We start from the raw sequence: 21,818 nt of genomic DNA on the forward strand, positions 1-21,818 counted from the left end.
GTACGGGGGGGGGGGGGGGGGGGGGGGGGGGGGTGGGGGGGGGGGGGGGGGGGGGGTGTTGGGGGGAAAACCAAAAACCCCCCCCCACGACCCCCTCGCCGAACCGTGCAAATCACCCAAGTCGGACACTGTCACCGCGGAAAAAGTCCGTTATGAACAGTTGGAAGGTGCCTGGTCGGCGAGTCCCGCTCCTGCCGCCAACTCCGGAACGCCACGTTTGCCTTACCCCTCTATAACCGTCCTTAACGCTCACGAGTACATGAAGGCCAGGGGCGACCGCCGCAGAATCCGCGTAGGTAGCCAAGACACCTTGGTCACCACTCGCGACCTCTGAACCGGCTACGAAAGTCGTGTCTTGTTGCTCCGATCATGCAGCCCGCGGGCGGAACCCTTGAACGGATCAGCACCATATGCTTCTATCTGCTCGATAGTCGCCGAAAAGGTGCAGTTTCGAACACGATCGACCGGGTTCAACGCCATTCCGGGAGGGCTCCGTGCGCCGTCGTACCCTGCTGAAAGCCGCTGGTGCGGCTTCCGCTTTCACCTTGCTCCCGGCGAGCGTCCGGCAGGCGCTCGCCGCCGAGGCGCCGACGGGCGGGCTCGATGTCATCGAGCATGTCGTGGTGTTCATGCAGGAGAACCGGTCGTTCGACCATTATCTGGGGACGCTGCGCGGTGTGCGGGGATTCGCCGATCCGGCCGCGATCAAACTGCCTTCCGGGGCCTCGGTCTTCCAGCAGCCCGACGGCGCGGGAACGCTGCTGCCGTACGCGATCGACGACCAGTTCATGGCCGACGTCGACCACAGCTGGTCCGGCGGGCACCGGGCGTGGAACAAGGGCCGCCACGACGCGTGGCGCGCGGCCAAGGGTGTTCGCTCGCTGACTTACCACCGGCGTTCGGCGCTGCCGTTCTATCACGAACTCGCCGACGCGTTCACGGTCTGCGATGCCTACCACTGCTCGGAAATGGGGCCGACCAACCCGAACCGGATGTATCTGTTCACCGGCAAACTCGGCTTCGAACCGGACGGCACGACCCGCGCGATCGGCAATGACGCGTGGCAGAACCCCGGGCACACCGGCTACACCTGGAAGACCTACGCCGAGCGGCTTCAGGCCGCGGGCCGCAGTTGGCGGGTGTATCAGGAATGGGACAATTACGGCGACAATTCGCTGGACTATTTCAGCAGTTTCCTTGCCGTCGGCGCCAAGGCCTTGTCGAAGGTGAAGGACTCCGCGGGCAAAGCCTTCCCGAAGCTGGAGTACTTCTACTACGCCCTGGATTCGGCCTCGGCCGCCGAACGGACCCGGCTGCTCGACGGACTGGCCGCGGGGGTGGCGACCTTGACCGCGACCGAGCGCGCTCTGTACGACCGGGGCCTGGCCAGGGTCGCGCCGAAGCAGTTGCCGGTCGCCTTCAAGGCCGATGTCGACGCGGGCAGGCTGCCGTCGGTGTCGTGGATCGTCGCGCCGGAATCGCAGACCGAACATCCCGCGTGGGGGCCCAACACCGGGGCCGAGCTGGTGAAGTCGATCCTCGACACGATCGCCTCGAAACCCGGCGTGTGGAACAAGACCTTGTTCCTGCTGACCTACGACGAGGACGGCGGCTTCTTCGACCACATGCCACCGCCCGCCCCACCCGCCTCGGACGACGAGGGCAAGAGTTCCGTGGCCACGACCGACGAATTCGTCTCCGGTGAGCCGATCGGGCTGGGGGTGCGGGTGCCCATGTTCGTCATCTCGCCGTGGAGCCGGGGCGGGAAGGTGTGCTCGGAGGTCTTCGACCACACCTCGGTGTTGCGGTTCCTGGAACGGTGGAGCGGCGTCGCCGAGCCGAACATCTCGCCGTGGCGGCGCACCGTATGCGGCGACCTGACTTCGGCGCTGGACACCACGGCGCCGAACGCGACCTATCCGGCGCTGACCGAACCGGTGCCGACGAGCGGGCCCTGGAACACTCAGCCGCAGCCGCCTTCCGTGCAGAAGCTTCCGGTGCCGGAGACCGGTGTCCGGCCCGCAAGGCCCTTGCCTTACCGGTTGGCGGCTTCCGGACGAGTGACGGCCGAGCGGTTCTGGATCGACTTCGCCAACACCGGAACCGCGGGCGCTCATTTCTCCGTGTACGCCAACGCGCACCGCACCGATGGGCCTTGGCGCTACACACTCGGCGGGAACGCGACGCTCTCGGACTACTGGCAGGTGGGTTCCCCGGAGGGCGCGTACGACCTCACCGCGCACGGCCCCAACGGTTTCCTGAGGCGGTTCGCGGGCAATCGGATCACCGCGACCACCGGCGGCGCGCCGAATCCGGAAGTCGTGCTGCGGCCGGGTTCCGGCGTCGTGTACCTGACGATGACCAACGCCGGCGCGGCGTGCGAGCTGACCGTGCGCACCGGCAACCGGGGTGGCGGACCGTGGACGTACACGGTCGCCCAAGGCGCGACGGTCGAGGACTGGTTCAGCACCGAAGGCGGCATGGGCGGCTGGTACGACCTGACCGTTCAGGGGCCGGACGGCTTCCTTCGCCGCTTCGCGGGGCATGTCGAGACGGGCACCGAGAGCATCAGCGACCCGGTGATGGGCTCCGGGCCGCTCGCCGCCACCGTCCGCTCGGCCGACAGCCAGGAGACCGTGGGCGAGTCCGGCGCCGCCACGAACGCCGTCGACGGTGATCCCGCCACCCACTGGCACACCAAGTGGTCCGGCGGGGAAGACCCGCTGCCCCACGAAATCCAGCTCGATCTGGGCGCCGCCCGCACCGTCACCGGCCTGGCCTACCTGCCGCGCCAGGACGGTTCCGGCCACGGCCGCGTCGGTGCGTACGAGGTCTGCCTGAGCACCGACGGGTCCGCCTGGGGAAGCCCCGTCGCCACGGGTACCTTCGCCGACGACGCCGCCCGGAAGACCCTGCGGTTCTGGCCCACTCGGGCGCGCTATGTGCGGTTCCGTGCCCTCACCGAGGCGGGCGGGCGCGGCCCGTGGACGTCGGCGGCGGAGGTCACCCCGCTCGGCTGGGCGTGACACGAACGGGCCCCGTCCACTCTCGATCCTGAAGCCTGCCGAGGGTTCTGGCATGTGGAAGCCGACGCGGGTGACGACCATTCCGCCGGGCCGGACCCAGCCGCTCACCGCGAACTGGCCGCCACGCATCCGGGGGACTTACGTGAACGGAATCCTCGCCGACCCGGCGTGAGGCTTCGGCCCGGCTACGCGGTGGCTGGGTGTACACCGCCCGCGCTGAAGTCACTCCAGTGACGTGTCGCCGAAGTGTTCGAGCAGCAGCCGCAGGCCGCCGATCAGTTCGGCCCACTGCGCCGGTTTCAGATCGGGCAGGAGGTCGGCTTCGTTCTCCAGGTGGAGTACGAAGACCTCGTCGACGACTTCGCGGCCTTTGCCGGTCAGCCGGATCTTGACCGAACGGCGGTCGTCGCTGTCGCGCACCCGCTCGACCAGGCCCTTGGCCTCCATGCGATCGATCCGGTTCGTGATCGCCCCCGAGGTGACCATCGCGGCCTTGAGCAGCGCGCCGGGTGTCAGGCCGTCGGCTTCGCCTGATCGGCGGAGCGTGGTGAGCACGTCGAACTCCCACGACTCCAGGTCGTGCCGGGCGTTGAACTCCTTGAGCTTCCGGTCGAGGATCCGGGAAAGCCGCTGAACGCGGCCGATCACCTCGGCGGGCCAGAGCTTGTCTTCGAGGTCCGGCCGCTCGTGCCGCCACAGCGCGATCACCGCGTCCACCGCGTCGGCCATGACGCCTCCAATCGTCTCAACATTAAGAGACTTGACATTGACAGAAGTCGGTGCTGTTATCTCAACGTTGAGATTATCAGTGAGGAGACATCATGGCGGTCATCGCCGAACGGCCTGTCGCTCCGACCGAGCAGGCGGCCGCGAAACCGACGCTCCGTGACGCCGCGCTCGCCGCACTGGCACCGGCCAGCTGGGGCACCGTGTACGTCGTCACCGCGACCCTCCTGCCCCCGGACCGGCCACTGCTGGCCGCCGCGCTGCGGGCTCTCCCGGCCGGGCTGCTCCTGCTGGCACTGACCAGACGGCTCCCGCACGGATCCTGGTGGTGGAAGACGACCGTGCTCGGAATGCTCAACTTCGGTGCCTTCCTGCCGTTGATCTTCCTCGCCGCGTATCGCCTTCCCGGCGGGGTCGCCGCGACCCTCGGCGCCCTCCAACCGCTGCTGGTCGCCTTGCTCGCGCTGCCGATGCTCCGCGTCCGGACACCGGCGCCGATCCTGCTCGCCTCGATCGTCGGCGCCGGTGGTGTCGCCCTGCTGACCCTTTCGGCGGAAGCCCGCCTGGACCCGCTCGGCCTGGCCGCCATGCTCGGCGCCGTCGGGCTCATGGCCGTTTCCCTGATCCTGACCAAGAAATGGGGCCGTCCCGAGCATCCGCTGGCGATGACCGGCTGGCAGCTGACCTTGGGCGGCGTCGTCCTGGCCCCGGCGACGCTCCTGTTCGAAGGTCTCCCGGACTCGCTGACGACCGCGAACCTGCTCGGCTACGCCTACATCGGCATCGTCACCACCGCGCTGGCCTACCCGCTGTGGTTCCACGGCATCGACCGCCTCGCCCCGGCGTCGGTCTCCCTGCTGACGCTGACCAACCCCCTCGTCGCCACGGCCGCCGGGTTCCTGGTGCTCGGCCAGACCCTCACCGGTTGGCAGCTCACCGGATTCGCCATTGCCCTCACCGCTTTGACGCTCAGCCAAACACTCAGGAGCCCCAGGTGACCGGCAACTCGTGGACGCCGTAGATGTTCATGTCGGTCTTGAGCCTGACCTCGCCGGCGGGGACGGCGAGCGCGAGCGTCGGGAAGCGGCGCAGCAATCCCTCGAAACCCGCCTTCATCTCGATCCGCGCCAGCTGCTGGCCGAGGCACTGGTGGATGCCGTGCCCGAAGGACAACAGGCCGCGGGCGTTGCGACGCAGGTCCAACGCGTCGGGATTCTGGAACCGCCGCGGGTCACGGTTGGCGGCCAGCAGCGAGATGATGACGGTCGACCCCGCGCGGATCGTTTCACCGCCGAGTTCCAGGTCTTCCGTGGCGTAGCGGAAGAAGATGTCGGCGACGGACAGGTAGCGAAGCATCTCTTCGACGGCGCCGGGCAGCAGCTCCGCGTCGGCACGCAGTTCGGCCAGCTGTTCGGGGTGTTCCAGTAGCGCGAAAGTGCCCAGCGACAACATGTTCGCGGTGGTCTCGTGGCCCGCGAGCAGCAGCAGGAAAGCGGCTCCCGTCAGCTCCTCGATGGTGAGGTCGTCGTGGCGGCCGAGATCGGACAGGATGTCGTCGCCGGGCGTCTCGCGTTTGCGGGTGACCAGTTCGGTGAGGAAGGTGTTCATCCCGATGAACGCGGCCATCTTCTCCTCCAGCGTCTGGTCCCTGACCATGAGCTGGGCGGAGTCGGCCTGGAAGTTCTCCCGGTCCTCGTAGGGGACGCCGAGCAGTTCGCAGATCACCAGCGACGGCACCGGCAGCGCGAACTCCTTGACCAGATCGACCGGCGGGACCAGCGCGGCCATCGCGTCCAGCTGCCGTTCGGTGATCTCGACGATGTGGTCTTCGAGCTGCTTCATCCGTTTGACGGTGAAAGCGCCGGTGAGCCGCTTGCGCAACCGGCCGTGGTCCGGCGGGTCCATGGCGACGAACATGCCCGGCATCGGCGGGGAGGGCTCGGTCGGGGTGGGCATCCCCGGCGTCTCGTACGGCGCGTGGAGGATGCCGATGTCCTGGCGCGAGCTGAACCGGGTGTCGGCCAGCAGCTGCCGGGCCTCGTCGTAGCCGGTGACGAGCCAGCCCTCGTGGCCGTCGGGGAAGACCATGGGACTCACCGGGCGGGCCTCGCGCAGCCGGGTGATCTCGCTGGGCGGGTCGAAGGGGCCCGCGTCGCGGTCCATCGGGAGGCCCTGCGGGATGGGAACCGTCTGAGTCATCGCTTCGCCTTTCGTGGTGGTTGTGACCACCACTGTCGTCGCGAGCCCTGACATCGGGCTGACACGGCGCTGACACCACCCGTGTCAGCGTCGTGGCGGGGGCGTGTCAGCGTGGCCGCCCAGAGTGGTGCCCATGACAGAAACAGCGATCGCGGTTTCGGGACTGCGAAAGACCTTCGGGGACAAGGTCGTGCTCGACGGCATCGACCTGGAAGTCCCCGCCGGCACCATTTTCTCCCTGCTCGGCCCGAACGGGGCGGGGAAGACCACGACGGTGAACCTGCTGACCACACTGATGAAGTCCGACGGCGGGACGGCGAAGGTCGCCGGCCACGACCTCGTGACCGAGGCCAAGGCGGTGCGCGCGGCGATCGGGGTCACCGGCCAGTTCGCGGCGGTGGACGAACTTCTGACGGGCCAGGAGAACCTGCAGCTGATGGCGGACCTGAGCCGCGGAACCGCGGGCAAGCGGGTCGTGGCCGACCTGCTGGAACGCTTCGACCTGGTGGAATCGGCGCGGAAACCGGCGGCGGCCTACTCCGGCGGTATGCGCCGGAAACTGGATCTGGCGATGACGCTCGTCGGCGATCCGCGGATCATCTTCCTCGACGAGCCCACCACGGGACTGGACCCGCGCAGCCGTCGCACGATGTGGTCGATCATCCGTGAGCTGGTGGGCGGCGGCGTCACCGTCTTCCTCACCACCCAGTACCTCGAGGAAGCCGACCAGCTCGCCGACCGGATCGCGGTCCTCGACCAGGGCCGCCTGGTCGCACAGGGCACTCCCGACGAACTCAAGCGCCGGATGCCCGGAACGCATGTCCGGCTGCGGTTCACCACCGTCGCCGAACTCGACGCGGCCGCGCGGATCCTCCCCGGGGCGACCAGGGACGACGAGGCGCTCGCCCTGCGGATCCCCAGCGACGGCGGGACGAAATCGCTGCGCTCGCTGCTGGACCGGCTCGACGAGTACGCGGTCGCCGCCGAAGAGTTCTCCGTCCACACCCCTGATCTCGATGACGTTTTCCTCGCCCTGACGGGCCACAGCACGGAGGCAGTGAAGTGAAATCCGCGTCCACGGTGATGTTGCGCCGTAATTTCAAGCACCTCGTCCGCAACCCGACCTCGGTGTTCAACGCGATCCTGATGCCGGTCGTGATGATGTTGATGTTCGTGTACGTGTTCGGAGACGCGTTCAGCGTCGGCGTCGATTACGTCGACTACGCGACGCCGGGATTGATGCTGCTGGCCGTCTGCTACGGGCTCGGCGCGACCGCGACCGCGGTGAACTCCGACATGACCAAGGGCATCATCAACCGGTTCAAGGTCATGGACGTCTCCCGCGGCGCGGTGCTGAACGGGCATGTCGTCGCCAGCGTGCTGACCAACCTGCTCGCCATCGCGGCACTCACCGGGGTGGCCTTCCTGCTCGGCTTCTCCCCGGCGGCCGGTTTCCTCGACTGGCTGGGTGTGGTGGGGATCGTCGTCCTGCTCGGTTTCGCGGCGGCCTGGCTCACGGTCGCGCTGGGGCTGTCGGCGAAATCGCCGGAAACCGCGGGGATGGCCTCGGTGCCGCTGGTCATGCTGCCGTTCTTCAGCAGCGCGATCGTGCCCGCCGAGAAGATGGGACCCGGGCTCCGGGAGTTCGCCGAGTACCAGCCCTTCACGCCGATCATCGAGACCCTGCGCGGGCTGCTCAACGGGGCACCGGCCGCGGGCGACGTGCTCCCCGCCCTCGGGTGGTGCGCCGGGATCGCGCTCGCCGGATACCTGTGGGCGTCCTCGACGTTCAAGAAGCGAGCGTGACCTCGGCCAGCCGCTTCCAGTCCGCTTCGGTGCCCTCTCGCGCCGCCTCCGCGAATTTCGCTTCGCCGAGGCGGCGCAGCACGGTCTCCTCGATCCGGGTCACGTCCGGACGGGACCGGTCCGGCAGCCCGCGCAGCTCGTCGGCCGCCCCGAGCAGCCGTGCGGCCTGCTCGGGATCGTCCTGGCGCAGGGCCAGATCCGCGATCCCGACGAGCATGTGGGCGATCAGGGGCACGTGCCGCACCTCGGCGGCCGCGTGCCAGGCCGCCTGCCGGTGTTCACGGGATTTTTCGAGCTCCTCCGCGAAATAGCCGAGAAGGTCGTGGCTGATGGCGCGAACGTGGCCGAGGCCGGCTTCGTCGCCCATCACGGTCGTCGCGATGTCGAGCTGCCGCGCCGCCTCCTCGGTTTCCCCGCGCCAGTGGGCGAGTTCCGCGTGCGCGAGGGCGAGCATGCCCAGCGCGCCCGGCCAGGTGACGCGTTCGGCGTACCGCTGCGCTTCGGCCACCGCGGCCGCGCTGGCCTCCTCGTCGCCCATCAGCCAGTACAGCTGCGCCTGCCGCGACCGCAGCCGGATGAGGTCCTCCATGGAGCCGACCTCGGTCACGACCGTGACCGCCTCTTCGTAGTACGCGCACGCGGTGGCGAACTCGCCGCGAGTGGCGATGCGGTCCGCCAGTTCGGTCAGGGCGAACGAGATCCCGAATCGTTCGCCGATCGCCCGGAACTCGGCGAGCGCCTGCTCGAGATACTCGTCCGCCTCCCGGCCGGGATGGCCGAGCGTGATCCGCATCTTGCCGAGGTGCAGCCTGCCCAGCGCGCGGACCCAGTCGTTCTCGTCCTCCAGCACCGGTTCCCACGCGGACAGCGCTTCGTCCCCGGCCAGCATGCGTTCCAGCGGGACGACGAGCCCGAGCAGCGGGTGCTTGTTCTCACTGCGCGTGCCCAGCCGGTACGACTCGTGGATCCACTTCGCCGCGGTGTGTTCGTCGGCGAAACCGGAACTCACGAACAGCGAGACGAGCCCGTACACCACGGCCGCGACGTCGTCGGACACCTCGCCCGGCGTCCTGACGGCCGCGCTGACCAGCTCCATGCCTTCCGTGCGGTGCCCGCTGAGCCACCAGTACCAACCGCAGGCCGCCGCGAGCCGCATCGCCTCCGGGCCCTCGCCCGCGGTGAGGGCGCCACGCATCGCGGACGTGATGTTGTCGTGCTCGGCCTTGAGTTTGGCGAGCCATTCCAGCTGCTCGGCGCGACGGAGCATCGGCTCCGCGGCCTCGGCGAGCTCGGTGAAATAAGCGAGATGCGCGTGGCGCGCCACCACCGTTTCGCCCGCCTCGGCGAGCCGTTGCGCGGCGTACTCCTTGATCGTGCCGAGCATCCGGTAGCGCGGCGCTTCGTCGCCCGCCGCGACCAGCAGCGACTTTTCGGTCAGCGTGGTGAGCAGTTCGAGGACCTCGTACTGCTCGACCGCCTCGCTGACGCAGACCCGCTCGGCCGCTTCGAGGCTCGCCCCGCCCGAGAACACCGAGAGCCTGCACAGGACCGTCCGTTCGGCGTCGGACAGCAGCTCCCAGCTCCAGTCGACCATGGCGCGCAGCGTCCGGTGCCGGGGCAGCGCGGTCCGGCTGCCGCCGGTCAGCAGGCGGAACCGGTCGTCGAGCCGGTTCGCGAGCTGCTCGATGGACATGGTGCGCAGCCTGGCCGCGGCCAGTTCGATCGCCAGCGGCATCCCGTCCAGGATCCGGCACACGCGCGCCACGGTGGACAGAGTCGTCTCGTCAGCCACGAAATCCTTGTGTACCGCGCTCGCCCGGTCCCGCAGCAACCGGACGGCGGGGGAGGATTCGATCTCGGCGGCGCCGGCGTGCCGGTCCGGCACCGCCAGCGGCACGACATGCCACAACGTCTCGCCGGTGATACCGAGCGGCTCCCGGCTCGTCGCCAGTATCCGCAGACGGCGGCATTCCCCGAGCACACGATGGGCGAACGCCGCGGCCGCCTCGATCACGTGCTCGCAGTTGTCGAGGATCAGCAGGACTTCCCGGTCCCGGATCGCGGCGATGACCCGTTCGACGGGCTCCGCGTTCGACGAGTCGCCGAGCAGGGCGTCCCGCAGCCCGAGCGCGGCGAGAGTCGCTTGCGCGACATCATCTTCCGGGCCGATGGCCGCGAGTTCCACCAGCCATGCCCCGTCCGGCAGATCGCCGAGCAAGGTGCGCGCGGTTTCCGTGGCCAGCCGGGTCTTTCCCGAGCCGCCGGGACCGAGCAGCGTGGTGAGCCGGTGCCCGGCGACGAGGTCGCGGACCTTGGCGACGTCGGCGTCCTTGCCGACGAAGCTGGTCAGCTCGGCGCGCACGTTGGTCTTGCGGTTCTCTTCACGCCGTCCCAGTTCGCCCCGCAGCAGCGCGACGTGTACCGCGGACAGCTCCGGCGACGGATCGACGCCGAGCGCGTCGGCCAGGGCTTCCCGCGTGCGCTGGTACACGAGCAGCGCTTCGGTGTCGCGGCCCGTCGCCGCGAGGGCCCGCATCTGCGCGGCGACGAGCCGCTCGCGCAACGGATGCGCGGCCACCAGATCGGTCAGTTCGGTGACGAGGTTCGCGCCGTGGCCGAGGTCGAGTTCAGCGTCGAACCGATCCTCCAGCGCCGTCAGACGAAGCCCTTCGAGCCGGGTGACCGCCGCGTCGAAGGCGCCGCTGTCCTGCAGGCCGACGTCCTGCATGGCCGCGCCGCGCCACAGGGCGAGGGCCTCACGCAGCCGCTTCGGCTCCTCGTCGCCGCGGGCCTGGCCGACGAGACGCTCGAACCGCACGGCGTCGACGGCGTCGGGCGACACCTTCAGCCGGTAGCCGTCGGTCTGGCCCTCGACGACCCCTTCCGGCAGCACCTTGCGCAGCCGGGAAACCAAGCGCTGCAAGGCGTTCGTCGCGTCGGCGGGAGGTTGTTCGCCCCAGATCCAGTCGACAAGCGTCGCCTTCGGGACCACCCGGCCCGGTTCGAGCGCGAGCGCGATCAGCAACCCGCGCAACCGGGCACCCGGCACGTCGGCGAGACCGCCGTCGTCCGTGCGCACCTCGAAGGGCCCCAGCATCCCGATCTGCATTGGGCCGATTTTGCCACGGGTGACCAGGGGACTTACGACTCGCCGGAGATCCTCGCCGAGCCGATCGACGCCGCGGTGATCGCCCTGGCGGCGGTCCGGGTCGACGAACCGGAGTTCAGGCCGGTGAGCGACGTCTGGTCGAGGGCGTGCACGACGAACTCGTAGGTGTTCACGGTGGAGGGCGAGCACGGGCCCTGGTAGCCGTAGAGGCTCGCGCTCCCGCGGTAGTAGACCTGCCTGGAGCCGTCGGGCACCGGTGGCCGGTAGACGTGCTGGACGTTCTGGGGGAGCGAGACCGTCGTCACCGGGATGTCGTAGATGACCCAGTGGATCAGGCCGGCGTTGTCGAGGTCGCGCATGACGATCGCGTAGCTCTTCGCCCCGGCTGGAGCGCCCGACCAGGCCAACGGCGGCGACTCGTTCTTCTTGGCCGGGTCCTGCCCGCCGCCGCTGGTGCACTCGTGGACCTTGGGCATGAGGCCGCCGTCGGCGAACGCGGAGCTGGACAGGGTGAACGCGGTTTGCTCCGCCGCAGCCGTCGGGGAAAGGCAGGCGGCGCCGAGGGCGAACAGGGCGCAGAACACGATTCTCGTTGCTCTCATCGGAGACTCCCGAGGACGTTTGTGGTTCCCGTGCGCGGAATTCAGCGTAGGCAGCCCGGAACGGGGCGGCTAGCGCACTTTTCCGGCCTATCGAGGTGATTTCGCCGGATTCAGCCCGTCTCACGCGTGCTTGGGCGGCGAACTCGTGTGCTTGGGCGGCGAACTCGCGTGCTTGAGTGGCGAACTCGCGAGTTCCGGCTCTGGACGGGCGGTTCCGGTCGCTCGCCCTGTCGTGTGGTGATGCCGGCGCGGCCGACGGAGCCGATTTTACCGTGAGGAAAGGAGAAAAAGACAAAGGGGGAGCGAGTCGTGCGAAGCTCAACCGCTCGGCTGCTTCTCGACGACCCTCCTGCGGCGGGTGCGGGCGGCGCGCCACCGGGACGGATGTACTGCTGTGTCTCCCGCGCGTCTTCACGTCTCGACCTCGACCTCGATCTCTGAGCCGGCGTATACGGAATGTCGGCGCCCGGTCGCTAGGCTCGCGCGGATGGTGGAACCCGCATACGATCCCGAACTCGCCGCCGTACTGCCCGTGCTCGCGGGGAATGTGCCGGTCGGCATGACGGCGGATCAGCTGGAGCGCTACCGGGCGCTGCCTTTCCCGACGATCGAAGAGCAGATCGGCGACCGTCCGGTCACCTGGACCGACCACGAGATCCCCGGGTACGACGGCGCGGAGATCACGGTCTCGGTCATCGCACGCCGGGATCATCGCGGCGGCGGGCCGGGGATCTACCACGTGCACGGCGGCGGAATGGTGATGGGCGACCGGTTCGCGTCGGTGCATCCGCTCGTCGACTGGGCCATGAAGTACGACGCCGTCGCGGTCACCGTCGAATTCCGCCGTGCGCCCGAACATCCGCATCCGGTGCCGGTGGAGGACTGCTACGCCGGACTGGAGTGGATGGCCGCGCACGCGGACGAGCTGGGCTTCGACCCTGGCAAGCTGATCATCTTCGGTGGGAGCGGCGGAGGCGGTCTCGCCGCGGGGGTCACGTTGCTGTCGCGCGACCGCGGCGGGCCGGTGCTGTCCGGTCAGCTGCTCCAGTGCCCGATGATCGACGACCGGAACGAGACCGTGTCCGCGCGCCGGTACGACGGTGTCGGCGTCTGGGACCGGACCAGCAACCTGACGGCGTGGACGATGGTCCTCGGGGACCGGCGAGGCGCCCCCGATGTCTCACCGTATGCCGCCCCGGCCCGTGCGACGGATCTCAGCGGATTGCCGCCGACCTTCATCGACGTCGGCGCTGTCGAGGTGTTCCGGGACGAGGCCGTGGCGTACGCGAGTGCGATCTGGGCCGCCGGGGGAGAGGCGGAACTGCACGTCTGGAGCGGCGCCTTCCACGGCTTCTACGATCTCGCGCCGGAAACGGCCGTCGCCCGATCGTGCCTCGCCGCCAGGGAGTCCTGGCTGGAACGGCTGCTCGCCGGACGTGAACGAATTTCTCCGAATTGCCGCGGGAACGGGGCGGTGTAACCCTGGTCATACCGAACGACACCACCACCACGAAGTACAGGAGTCGTTATGACCACCACCGAAATGCCCGCTGTCCACGAATGCACGGTCAGCGGATGCTCGTACAACCACGACGGCTGTCACGCTTTCGCCATCACGGTGGGTGGCGGCAATGGATCGGCCGATTGCGGAACGTTCGTCCCGCTCAACACCAAAGGCGGACTCGATCGAGTGACCGCGCAGGTGGGAGCCTGCTCCCGGTCCGATTGCCGCCACAATTCCGCATTGGAATGCACCGCATCGAGTGTCCGGGTAGGGCCGGGCGAGGGTGACCATGCCGCCAACTGCCTGACCTACGCACCGTAGCGGGTACGGCTGGCCCTGAGTGGCGATTCGTGAGTGAAAAGGGTCGTTAGAACGACCCTTTTCACTCACGACCACCTGACCCGACCGCGCACCCCGCCTCCGTCACGTTGCGAAAGAGGCTTTCGCAACATGCCACCTTTGCCCCCTCAATAAGCCCGAATCGCCACTCACGACCGTTCGCGGGCGACGTCAGCTCCCGGCCTGGTCGCAGGTGGCGGCGTCGGTGCCGAGCACCGGGTCGGTCACCGGGCGGTTGGTGATCGGGATGGTCTTCTGGGTGGTCAGCGCGCCGTCGCGAAGGGTGTAGACGGTGCGGGTGCCCGAGTAGGTGAGAGGGTCGGCGCCGACGTCGTCGGCTTCGGCGGCGACGGTTTCGAAGGTGCGGCCGCCTCCTTCGAGCGGGGTGCACCGGTAGCCCAGGTGGGCGGCGACGCCACCGCCTTCGGCGATCGACAGCGGCTTGCTGTCGTTGTCGACGACCTGGCTGAGGTTGCGGCCGTCGTAGTGCAGAGCTGTGAAGAAGGTGGTGTTGGCGCCGACGGACTGGGTGACGATCAGTTCGGCACGGCCATCGCCGTTGAGGTCGGTGACGCGCGGGGCCTTGAGCGGGACGGAGCTGTCGGCGCCGAGGTGGATCGAGGTGAAGGTGCCGTTCACGGTGGCGGAGACGACCTGGTCGTTGTAGCCGGTGAGCTGGGCGGTGACGGTCTCGATCTCGCCGTTGCCGTCGAGGTCGGCCACGGTGGTGACCGGGTCGCCGGAGGGCGGGGTCAGCGGATTGTTCAGCGGGCTCGCCAGCGCCGGGACGATGGCGGCCAGGCTCAGCGCGGCGGCGACGCCGGTGATGGTGGCGGTACGGACGATGCTGGTGTGCTTCATGGTGTTCTCCCTCCACGCTTTCGGTGAACTTTTCACCGAAAGTGCTCTCATGAGGGGAGACGGTTGCGGCGCGGGAGCGTGCAGTGAGAGTGTGATGTGCCACACGAACGCAACCCAGGTGGCCCGCCCCCGAAGGAGCGGGCCGCCCGGATCAGCCGATCGACCACGACTGGAGCGCGGAACCGGTGTCGGCCCGCTGTGTGACGGCCGCACCGTCCGAAGTGGACGCCGTGGTCAGGAGCAGGCCCGAACGGACGCTGGCGAGTTTGTAGGTGCCGTCGGGCTGTTTCGCCGCGGTCCAGCGTTGGTTGGACCCGCCCGTGCACGTCCACTGGATGACGCGCGCGCCCGCGGTGGTGGCTCCGCCTTCGACGTCGGCGCACAGTTTCGAATGCGTGTTGGTCAGGGTGTAGGAACCGTCGGTCTGCCTGGTGAACAGCCACTTCTGGTTGGCGCCCTGGTTCGGCGTCCAGGTGACCAGAGGTGTGCCGGCGGCCGTCGACGAGTCCGGGTCGTCGAGGTTCTTGCCTGCCGCGGCCAGGGTGTGGACCCCGCCGAGAGTGCCGGCGCCGGCGTCGGTGAACTTCAGCGTCTGCTCGGCCGCGGTCCGGCCACCTCCGACGGCGTTCCCGGTGGTGTCTGTCCAGGAGCGCAGCGGGGTGGTCTCCGCCGGCCGCGAGGCCTTGCCGGAAAGGCCGAGCACGAGCCCGCTGTAGCGGTTCACCAGCCGGAAGGTTCCCTTGTCCGCAGTGGACGGGATGACGAACCACTGCTGCCCGACCGTCGAGGACGACGTCACGGTGGGTTTCGCGCCCCACGTCCGGCCCGCCTGCACGGCGTCGACGCCGAGGAGCTGGCCCGTGGCGGCGTTGGTGACGCGGTACGAGCCGTCGCCGTCGGACGAGAACTGCCACGCCTCGCGGTCGGAGCCGGTCGTGCTCGCGACGGACGTCGTCGCGGTTCCGTTTCCCTGCGCGAGAACCCGGCCGTCGCCGAGGCCGATGCGGTACTTGCGTGAAGTGTCCACAGGGGACGGTGTGGGTGCGGACGACGTGATGGTCTGGGTGGTGTATTCACCGCCCGCGTTGTTCGAGCACGCCACCGCGCAGTACGACCGGAACTGCTTGCCGATGATGGTCGAGTTCGTCTTGTTCGCGGCGTCCACGAACCAGCGGTACCACGACTGGTTGGTGTAGCTCCCGGTGTCGCCGATCAGCCGCCACTTCTGCGTCGTCAGATCGTCGGTCACGTAATACCGCTGGGGGACGACGCTGTCCACGGCCTCCGGCGCGCCGATGTAGAGACCGAGATGCGCGTTGTAGGCGATGTTCATGATGAACAGATCCGATTTGCGCGGCAGTTGTCCCGCGGCGATCTGCTCGCTGACGTTGCCGGTGTTGGCCGGGTCGTAGTCGTCCGCGACGGGTGTGTAACCGGTGTCGCCCGGGGCGGACACGGGGACCATGTTGCTCTCGCGGCCGCCGACACCGGGCTGGGTCCATCCGCCGTCGAACCACTTCTGCCACGAGCCGGACGCCATCTTGGCCGAGATCGGCGAGCGGGCGACGTGCGCCAGCCCGGTCATCGGGCCGCCGGCGCCCGCCTTCGGCACGATGCGCGAACCGTAGTAGACGTAGAAGTACCCGGAGGCGGTGTCGACGAACAGGCGCGGGTCGCCGTCGCCGTAGTCGAACGTCTGATGCGGGAAGGCCGACGTGTCACCGCGTTCGGTGCTGTAAGGCGAGGTGATCACGTGGTCGGAGATGGTCCAGGTCTTGCCCTGGTCCTTCGACACGGCCATGTCGATCGCGTCGTAGTGGGAGAACGAGTAGGCGCCGAACGGCTCGGGCGTGAACTCGTTGTGGATCAGGCCGTACCAGTCGCCGGTGTCCGGATCGACCCAGGTGCCGACGAGGTCACAGAAGTTGCGCTGCGAGTAGCCCGACCCGGCGGGCGGGTAGGTGGACTCCTTGCCGGTGGGGCTGTTGTTGCAGCGCCAGGTCGTGTCGTCGTTGCGGTCGGCGGGGTTGGCCGGGTTCACCGCTGTGCTGATGGGGTTCTTGGTGAAGCTGTCGAAATCGCGCCCGCTGTAGAAATCCCACTCACGCGGCTGGTCCGCGCCGTAGAGCGCGGCCGCCTGCTGGAAGTAGAACGTGCCGTCCTTGTCGACATAGCTACTCGCCGGGGTGTCGGTGGTCGGGCTGAACGACTTCTTGGCGTCGACCGTGATGGTGTACGTCGCGTCCGGCGGTGCGGCGTCGGACGACACCGGTACCACCGTGGTCGCCGCCACGGCCAACGCCGCGGCGCCGAGAAGAGGCAGGGTCCGCATGACTCTCTCCCAAGGGTGACCCGCACCACAGTTGGCGGGGCGGTCGCCGATGTTATGAACGTTATTGCGCGTAAGTCAACGCATTCACTCAACTTCAAGCGTCGTTCATGCACTTATTGCGCGGAAAGTCCAAGCGGTGCCGCACGGAAGTCCAAGCTCACTCCGGCTCGTCCGTCGGCACCAGCGGCGGATCGTCGGGCGAGGGGATCCGCGAACTCCAGCCACCGGGGACGGCCTGGACGCGCGACTCGCGGAAGCGCCCGGGCGAGACCCCGACCCGGCGGGTGAAGAGCCTGCTGAAGTAGGCGGCGTCCTCGTAGCCGATCGCCTGGGCCACCTCCTGAACCGGCATCCGCGTGGTGGTCAGGAGTTCCTTCGCGCGGTTGAGACGGAGGGTCAGCAGGTGGTCCTTCAAACCGGTCTCGGTGCTCCGGCGCACGGCGGCGCGCAGTTCGGGCAGCGTCATGCCGCGGCGGGCCGCGATCTCCGCGACGCTGATCGGCAGCAGGGCGTCCCGCGCCAGCGCCTCCAGCAGGGATCCGCCGCTCGGTGTGCTGTCGGCGCCGGCCCGCCGCAAGGCCACCAGCAGGTGATGCACGGCCGCCGAAGCGTCGACCTGTGCCAGCGGGCTGCCGCCTCGCGCGCAGCGCACGATCCGGCTCACGATGTCGCGGACGACCTCGACGTCGCCCAGCGGCACCACCGGCGTCCCGGGTGTGACGTAGCCGAGTTCCACGTAGGCGTCCACGGCGCCGCCGTCGAAGTCGACGAAACATTCTTCCCAGCCGTGCGCGGGGTCGGGCGCGTAGTGGTGCCCGACCCCGGGGACGAGCCACAGCAGGGCGGGCGCGACGACCTCCTGCCGTTCCCCGCCCGCCACGGCGAACCACCCGCGCCCCTTGGACACCACGACGGCCACGTAATGGTCGAGCACGCGCGGCCCCACCACGGGCAGGACGCCGTGCTGCAGCCCGACACCGAGGCACACCAGGCCCAGCCGTCGGTGCACGGCGGACGGTGTGAAGTACCGCATCCAGGTCCGGTAACCCATCCCCGCATCTTCGCGCAATCACCCCAGAGCGGCGTCGAGGGTGACCGCGGCGTCGATGAGCGAGAGGTGAGTGAAGGCCTGCGGGAAGTTGTCGAGTTGCTCGCCACTCGGCGCGATCTCTTCGGCGTAGCGCAGCGCGCCGAAGACCGACGGTGAATCGAAGCGCGGGCTGCGGAACCAGTCGATCGACCCGCCGGTGGTGACCAGTGCGGCGGTCTGCAGATCGCCGATCAGGCCGTGATCGGCGATCGCGGTTTCGGGCATGGTGCCTCCTCGGGTATCGGGTGCGGTCTCGATCACCGCCTCATCCGTCCGGGGTGAAGTGGTTCTTATTGAGGGGTAAGGCAAAGGTGGCCTTGTTGACGAAGGCGGGGGTACGTGGTCGGTCCCCGCCCGGCCACGCCATGATCGTCCCGCCCTTGGCCCTCGCCCAATACGTAGCCGGCTACGCGGCGACGACGATGACCGTGGCCGTCAGCGTGCTCGCCGCGGACCTCGGCGCCGGACGGCGGTCACGATCACCCGCAGGGCGATGCTCAGCACCACCAGGTTCGCCACCGTCTGGACCGTCGCCAGTATCCGTGCCGTGGCCGAAACCGGTCCTATGTCACCGAAACCCACCGTGGTGAACATCGTGACCGTGAGGTACAGGGCATCCGTCCGCGTCAGCTCGGTGCCGAACGAGCCGGGCTGGTCCTGGCCGAGCACGTAGTAGCCGTCGGCGAACAGGAGCAGGAACAGCGGCACGATCAAGGCCAGCGCCTGGATCCCTTGCAGGGCGGCGAACGGTGAACGCAGGATCATCCGTACCTCGCCGACGACGATCAGTACCACGATCGCGAGGCCGCAGGCGAAGGCGGCCACGGTCCAGGCGTGCAACCCCTGGTCGACCGGGAGCAGGTAGTACAGGCACAGCAGCGCGGTGACCGTCAGCAGCGGCCGCAGCACCGCGAGGTGGAAGAACCGCCATCCGGACGCCGACGTCAAGACGAGAGCGCCTTCCGCTTGAGGACGCGGAATTCCTCCTCGTCGATGGCTCCTTGGTCCAGCAGGCGTTTCGCCTCGGCGATCCGCTCCGCGGCATCTTTGCCCACTGTGGACGAAGACCGCGAGTGCCTGCCCTGCGTGCCCAGGTAGAGCAGGACACCGACGAAGGGCAGCAAGAACACCAGCACCGTCCAGCCCGCCTTGGCCCAGCCGGACACTCCTGGCCTGCGGTAGAGGTCGCTCAGGACGAGGAACAACAGCCAGAACCAGGCGACCCAGCAGAAGAACACCAGCATCGTCCACATCAGCTCGGAGAACGGGTAGTCCGTGCTCGCCAAGGCCATGATCTCTCCTCACACCGGATCGGTCGGGTCCGCTTCACTTGACCGGAGCCAGGGCCCGCTCGCCTCACCCGGGACAGGTGAGGCGAGCGGGCGTCAGCCCGGGAAATCGGTGACCTCGATGTCCAGCAGACCGCGCCGGAGCGCGATCGCCACGGCGTCGCGCCTGGTGCGGACGTCGAGTTTCGTGTAGATCCCGCGGACGTGGGTCTTGACGGTGTTCGGCGAAACCGTCAGGTCCTGGGCGATCTCGTCGATCGACCGCTGGGTGGGCAGCAGGCGCAGGACATTGCGTTCCCGTTCGGTCAGCGGCGCCGGCATCGGCGGAGTGCACGCTTCGCGTCGCCAGGCGAGCACCTGGCCCGCGAACCGCTCACCGGTGCCCAGTTTGCCGAGTCGCGTGGTCAGGAACGCGATGACGTCGGAAGGAGCGAACACGAACGGGAACCGGACGTCACCGGGTTCGGCGGCGCGCAGGGCGTCGTCCAGCGACCGCACCGCCCGCTCCGGCGCCCCGGCCGCCAGCGCCGCCCGCACGCCGACCAGCGACGCTTCGACCCCCGCCCACGGCAACAGCATCGGCGCGTCCTCTTCCGACAGTGACCGCAGCACGGAACTCGCCGCGCCCTGTCTGCCGAGCCGTAGCTGGGTCCGGGCCCGCATCAGCAGCAGTTCGCCCGAACCGGCGATGACCGGCTGGGCCCAGCGGAAGGTCTCCCTCGCCTGAGCCGCAGCGCCGAGCCGCAGCGCCGCCCGGTGCTCCAGTAGCGCGCACCACGCCGCGTGTTCGGCGGAGAAACTCCGCCCGGTGCCAAGGCGCGTGCGTGCGCGGCGCATCCGCCGCAGTCCCGAGTGCCAGCCGCCGAGCTCGAATTCGGCCGCACCCCGCAGGGTTTCGGCGATCAGGCCCAGGTTCCGGGCCGCCCGGGCGGGTGCGTCGCCGAGCATCCGCCCGATCTGCTTCGCGTGTTCGACGCATTCGGCGGCCTCACCGCGCAGCAAGGAGCCGTAGGCGAGCTGGGCGGACACCTGGGCTCCTTCGAGCGAGCGATGCGGGTCGTGTGCCACGTGGCGGGCCCGCACCCGGCGCGCCAGCGTGTCCATCGCCCGGTAGTCGCCGTCGGACCCGGCCAGTCCGCTCAGGGTGATGAGACATTGGGTGCCGAGGAAGTGGTGCCGCGCGTTCTCGGCGGATTCGGCTACGCGTGCCAGGGCCTCCCGCGCCGAACCCCGATCACGGCGGGCGGTCAGGACGCACACCCGGTGCAGGGTCGCCAACCCGCTGAGCCCGGTGTCCGCCGCCAGGTACTCGTCGACCTGCTCGGCCGCGCGGACGGCCTGCGCCGGCCCGCGATCGACCTGGGCGAGCCGGGAGTGCACCAGCTGCCGCAGCACCGTCAGCTCCGCTTCGGGTTCTTCTGGCCAGGCCGCTTCCGCGCAGCTCAGCTGCGACTCCGCCAACGTCGGCTCGCCTCGCTCCAGGTGCAGCGCGGCCGAGATCAGTGCGAGCAGGGGGGAAGCCGCGGCCCGCTGGTCGCCGAGGACGGCGAGCGCGAGCCGCAGCACGTCGTGCTCACCGGTGAGGAACAGCGTCACCGCGTGGCGGCGCAGCAATTCGCCGACGCGCGTGGTGTTGCCGGAGCGGACGCTGTGCAATAACGCGGAGGCGGCCCGGTCGTGTTCGGCGAACCAGCGCGCCGCCGCCGCGTGCAGGGTCCTGGTTCGCTCCGGGGCCCGCCGCAGCAACTCGGCCCGCAGGTAGGTGCGCAGCAGGGGTGGCAGTCGATGGCGTGCCGGTGTCCCGCCGGAGTCCACCAACTGCCCGGCCGGTTCGCCGAGATCACGCAACATCGCCTCCGCGTCCGGCCGGTCGGCCAAGGCGGCCGCCAGTCCGGCCGGGACTTCGTCGCAGATGCTGATCGCGCGCAGCAGGTCTCGTTGCGCGGCCGTCAGGGGAGCGAGCACCTCGTCGGTCAGGTAATCGAGTACCGCCCGGTCCCGTCCGGCGAAGAAGTCGGCGAGATTTCCTTGCCGTGCCGCGGAAGCGGCGGCGAGGCGCAGTCCGGCGGGCCAGCCGCCCGTCCTGGCGACGAGCAGACCGACCTGATGCGGCGGGATCCCCGGCCCGATCGCCTCGACGAGTGCTCCGGCCTCTTCCGGTGAGAACCGCAATCGGTCCACATTCACTTCGAGAAGCCTGCCCGCGACGCGGGCGCGCACCAGCGGTAGCGGTGGCTCACTGCGGCTCGAGATCGCCAGGCGCAGTCCCGACGGCTGGTGCCGCAGGAGCGCCCGCAGCCCGCGCCACGTGCCCGGATCGGTGATCTCCTGAGCGCCGTCGAGTACGAGCAGAACGGGTTCCGGCAGCATGTCCAGCGCGTCGGCGACCTTGGCCTGGAACGCGAGGTCCGTGCCCGGGGTGGCGGGCACCGCGAGTGACCGCACCGGGTTTCCCGCCGGGATCCGGGCGCAGCCGCTGAGCGCTTCGAGGACCGCTGACCAGAAGAACAGGTCGTCGTCCTCGGCGTCGGCGGAGACCCAGGCGACCGCGCCGCGGTGGCGGGCGGCCCAGTCGGCGAGCAGCACGGTCTTGCCGTAACCGGCAGGTGCCCCGACGAACACCATGGACCGCTCTTCCGCGTTGTCGAAGGCGGTCAGCAGTCGCGGTCTGGGAACGAGATCTCCGGGGGGATCCGGGATGGTCACCTTTGTCTTCGGCACCCGTCTCCGCGGGGAAATAACTTGGTTCTCCAGCATGCGCCTGCCTCCTTCGCGGTCAGTTTCACACCCCCATGGCGGATCCTGCCAGGAAATTCGGCCGTCTCACCCGCGCTGGGCGAGGAAAAGGAATCCCGCGCGCAGAATCGTGTGCTCTGTGAAAGTTCGTGGAGATTCATGGAGAAAGCGGAAAACCGGAAATCGGCCGACGCTCGCA

General features: G+C 69.1%; 18 protein-coding genes. 7 read left to right on the forward strand and 11 right to left on the reverse strand.

The window, feature by feature from the left end:
* Nucleotides 1-494: 494 nt before the first annotated feature.
* Nucleotides 495-3,026 carry a phosphocholine-specific phospholipase C gene (locus AC069I_RS32355; protein WP_478267105.1) on the forward strand — a complete coding sequence of 844 codons (2,532 nt, stop codon included), beginning with the start codon at nucleotides 495-497 and terminating at the stop codon, nucleotides 3,024-3,026.
* A 222-nt stretch (nucleotides 3,027-3,248) separates the two neighbouring features.
* Here the strand turns inward: AC069I_RS32355 and AC069I_RS32360 are convergent, their stop codons facing one another.
* Nucleotides 3,249-3,755 carry a MarR family winged helix-turn-helix transcriptional regulator gene (locus AC069I_RS32360; RefSeq protein WP_478229800.1) on the reverse strand — a complete coding sequence of 169 codons (507 nt, stop codon included), beginning with the start codon at nucleotides 3,753-3,755 and terminating at the stop codon, nucleotides 3,249-3,251.
* 92 nt (nucleotides 3,756-3,847) lie between these two features.
* Here AC069I_RS32360 and AC069I_RS32365 point away from each other — a divergent pair, with 92 nt between their 5' ends.
* Nucleotides 3,848-4,750 carry an EamA family transporter gene (locus AC069I_RS32365; RefSeq protein WP_478229801.1) on the forward strand — a complete coding sequence of 301 codons (903 nt, stop codon included), beginning with the start codon at nucleotides 3,848-3,850 and terminating at the stop codon, nucleotides 4,748-4,750.
* Here the strand turns inward: AC069I_RS32365 and AC069I_RS32370 are convergent.
* Nucleotides 4,734-5,951, reverse strand: coding sequence for a cytochrome P450 (locus AC069I_RS32370; protein ID WP_478229802.1), 1,218 nt, complete (start codon nucleotides 5,949-5,951; stop codon nucleotides 4,734-4,736). The genes AC069I_RS32365 and AC069I_RS32370 overlap by 17 nt on opposite strands.
* 133 nt (nucleotides 5,952-6,084) lie before the next feature.
* Between AC069I_RS32370 and AC069I_RS32375 the strand changes: the two genes are divergently transcribed.
* Both AC069I_RS32375 and AC069I_RS32380 read left to right on the forward strand, forming a co-directional pair.
* On the forward strand, nucleotides 6,085-7,017 hold the full coding sequence (locus AC069I_RS32375; RefSeq protein WP_478267106.1) for an ATP-binding cassette domain-containing protein: 933 nt from the start codon (nucleotides 6,085-6,087) through the stop codon (nucleotides 7,015-7,017).
* 17 nt (nucleotides 7,018-7,034) lie between these two features.
* Complete coding sequence (locus AC069I_RS32380) at nucleotides 7,035-7,757, forward strand: ABC transporter permease (RefSeq protein WP_425342090.1); 723 nt, start codon at nucleotides 7,035-7,037, stop codon at nucleotides 7,755-7,757.
* Here the strand turns inward: AC069I_RS32380 and AC069I_RS32385 are convergent.
* Both AC069I_RS32385 and AC069I_RS32390 read right to left on the reverse strand, forming a co-directional pair.
* Nucleotides 7,741-10,866, reverse strand: coding sequence for an AfsR/SARP family transcriptional regulator (locus AC069I_RS32385; RefSeq protein WP_478267107.1), 3,126 nt, complete (start codon nucleotides 10,864-10,866; stop codon nucleotides 7,741-7,743). The two genes, AC069I_RS32380 and AC069I_RS32385, sit on opposite strands and share 17 nt — an antisense overlap.
* A 32-nt stretch (nucleotides 10,867-10,898) precedes the next feature.
* Nucleotides 10,899-11,468 carry a YbhB/YbcL family Raf kinase inhibitor-like protein gene (locus tag AC069I_RS32390; RefSeq protein ID WP_478267108.1) on the reverse strand — a complete coding sequence of 190 codons (570 nt, stop codon included), beginning with the start codon at nucleotides 11,466-11,468 and terminating at the stop codon, nucleotides 10,899-10,901.
* A gap of 309 nt (nucleotides 11,469-11,777) precedes the next feature.
* On the opposite strand from AC069I_RS32390, the gene AC069I_RS32395 reads away from it, so the two are divergent.
* Genes AC069I_RS32395 through AC069I_RS32405 form a run of 3 tightly spaced genes read left to right on the forward strand, consistent with a single transcriptional unit; the run spans nucleotide 11,778 to nucleotide 13,293 of the window.
* Nucleotides 11,778-11,909, forward strand: coding sequence for a hypothetical protein (locus tag AC069I_RS32395; RefSeq protein WP_478267109.1), 132 nt, complete (start codon nucleotides 11,778-11,780; stop codon nucleotides 11,907-11,909).
* Between the two features lie 46 nt (nucleotides 11,910-11,955).
* Entirely contained in the window at nucleotides 11,956-12,948 is a 993-nt protein-coding gene (locus AC069I_RS32400) for an alpha/beta hydrolase (RefSeq protein WP_478229806.1), read from the forward strand.
* Nucleotides 12,949-12,996: 48 nt separating this feature from the next.
* Nucleotides 12,997-13,293, forward strand: a complete 297-nt coding sequence (locus tag AC069I_RS32405; protein WP_016331847.1) for a DUF1540 domain-containing protein — start codon at nucleotides 12,997-12,999, stop codon at nucleotides 13,291-13,293.
* A 189-nt stretch (nucleotides 13,294-13,482) separates the two neighbouring features.
* On the opposite strand, the gene AC069I_RS32410 is transcribed toward AC069I_RS32405, so the two are convergent.
* The 7 genes from AC069I_RS32410 to AC069I_RS32440 form a co-directional block, all read right to left on the reverse strand.
* The gene (locus AC069I_RS32410) at nucleotides 13,483-14,172 is read right to left on the reverse strand and encodes a VCBS repeat-containing protein (RefSeq protein ID WP_478267110.1); all 690 of its coding nucleotides are present in this window, start codon (nucleotides 14,170-14,172) and stop codon (nucleotides 13,483-13,485) included.
* A 151-nt stretch (nucleotides 14,173-14,323) separates the two neighbouring features.
* A complete protein-coding gene (locus AC069I_RS32415; RefSeq protein ID WP_478267111.1) occupies nucleotides 14,324-16,504 on the reverse strand; it encodes an RICIN domain-containing protein in 2,181 nt (726 codons plus the stop codon).
* Nucleotides 16,505-16,661: 157 nt separating this feature from the next.
* Nucleotides 16,662-17,555 (reverse strand): helix-turn-helix domain-containing protein, encoded by an 894-nt coding sequence (locus AC069I_RS32420; RefSeq protein WP_478229809.1) that lies wholly within the window; start codon nucleotides 17,553-17,555, stop codon nucleotides 16,662-16,664.
* An 18-nt stretch (nucleotides 17,556-17,573) separates the two neighbouring features.
* The gene (locus AC069I_RS32425; RefSeq protein ID WP_478229810.1) at nucleotides 17,574-17,819 is read right to left on the reverse strand and encodes a hypothetical protein; all 246 of its coding nucleotides are present in this window, start codon (nucleotides 17,817-17,819) and stop codon (nucleotides 17,574-17,576) included.
* Nucleotides 17,820-18,029: 210 nt separating this feature from the next.
* Nucleotides 18,030-18,359, reverse strand: a complete 330-nt coding sequence (locus AC069I_RS32430; protein ID WP_478229847.1) for an ion channel — start codon at nucleotides 18,357-18,359, stop codon at nucleotides 18,030-18,032.
* A 179-nt stretch (nucleotides 18,360-18,538) separates the two neighbouring features.
* Nucleotides 18,539-18,886, reverse strand: a complete 348-nt coding sequence (locus AC069I_RS32435; protein ID WP_478229811.1) for an SHOCT domain-containing protein — start codon at nucleotides 18,884-18,886, stop codon at nucleotides 18,539-18,541.
* Between the two features lie 93 nt (nucleotides 18,887-18,979).
* Nucleotides 18,980-21,640, reverse strand: coding sequence for a winged helix-turn-helix domain-containing protein (locus tag AC069I_RS32440; RefSeq protein ID WP_478267112.1), 2,661 nt, complete (start codon nucleotides 21,638-21,640; stop codon nucleotides 18,980-18,982).
* Nucleotides 21,641-21,818 lie beyond the last annotated feature (178 nt).

This window comes from Amycolatopsis sp. NPDC043885, assembly GCF_056435685.1.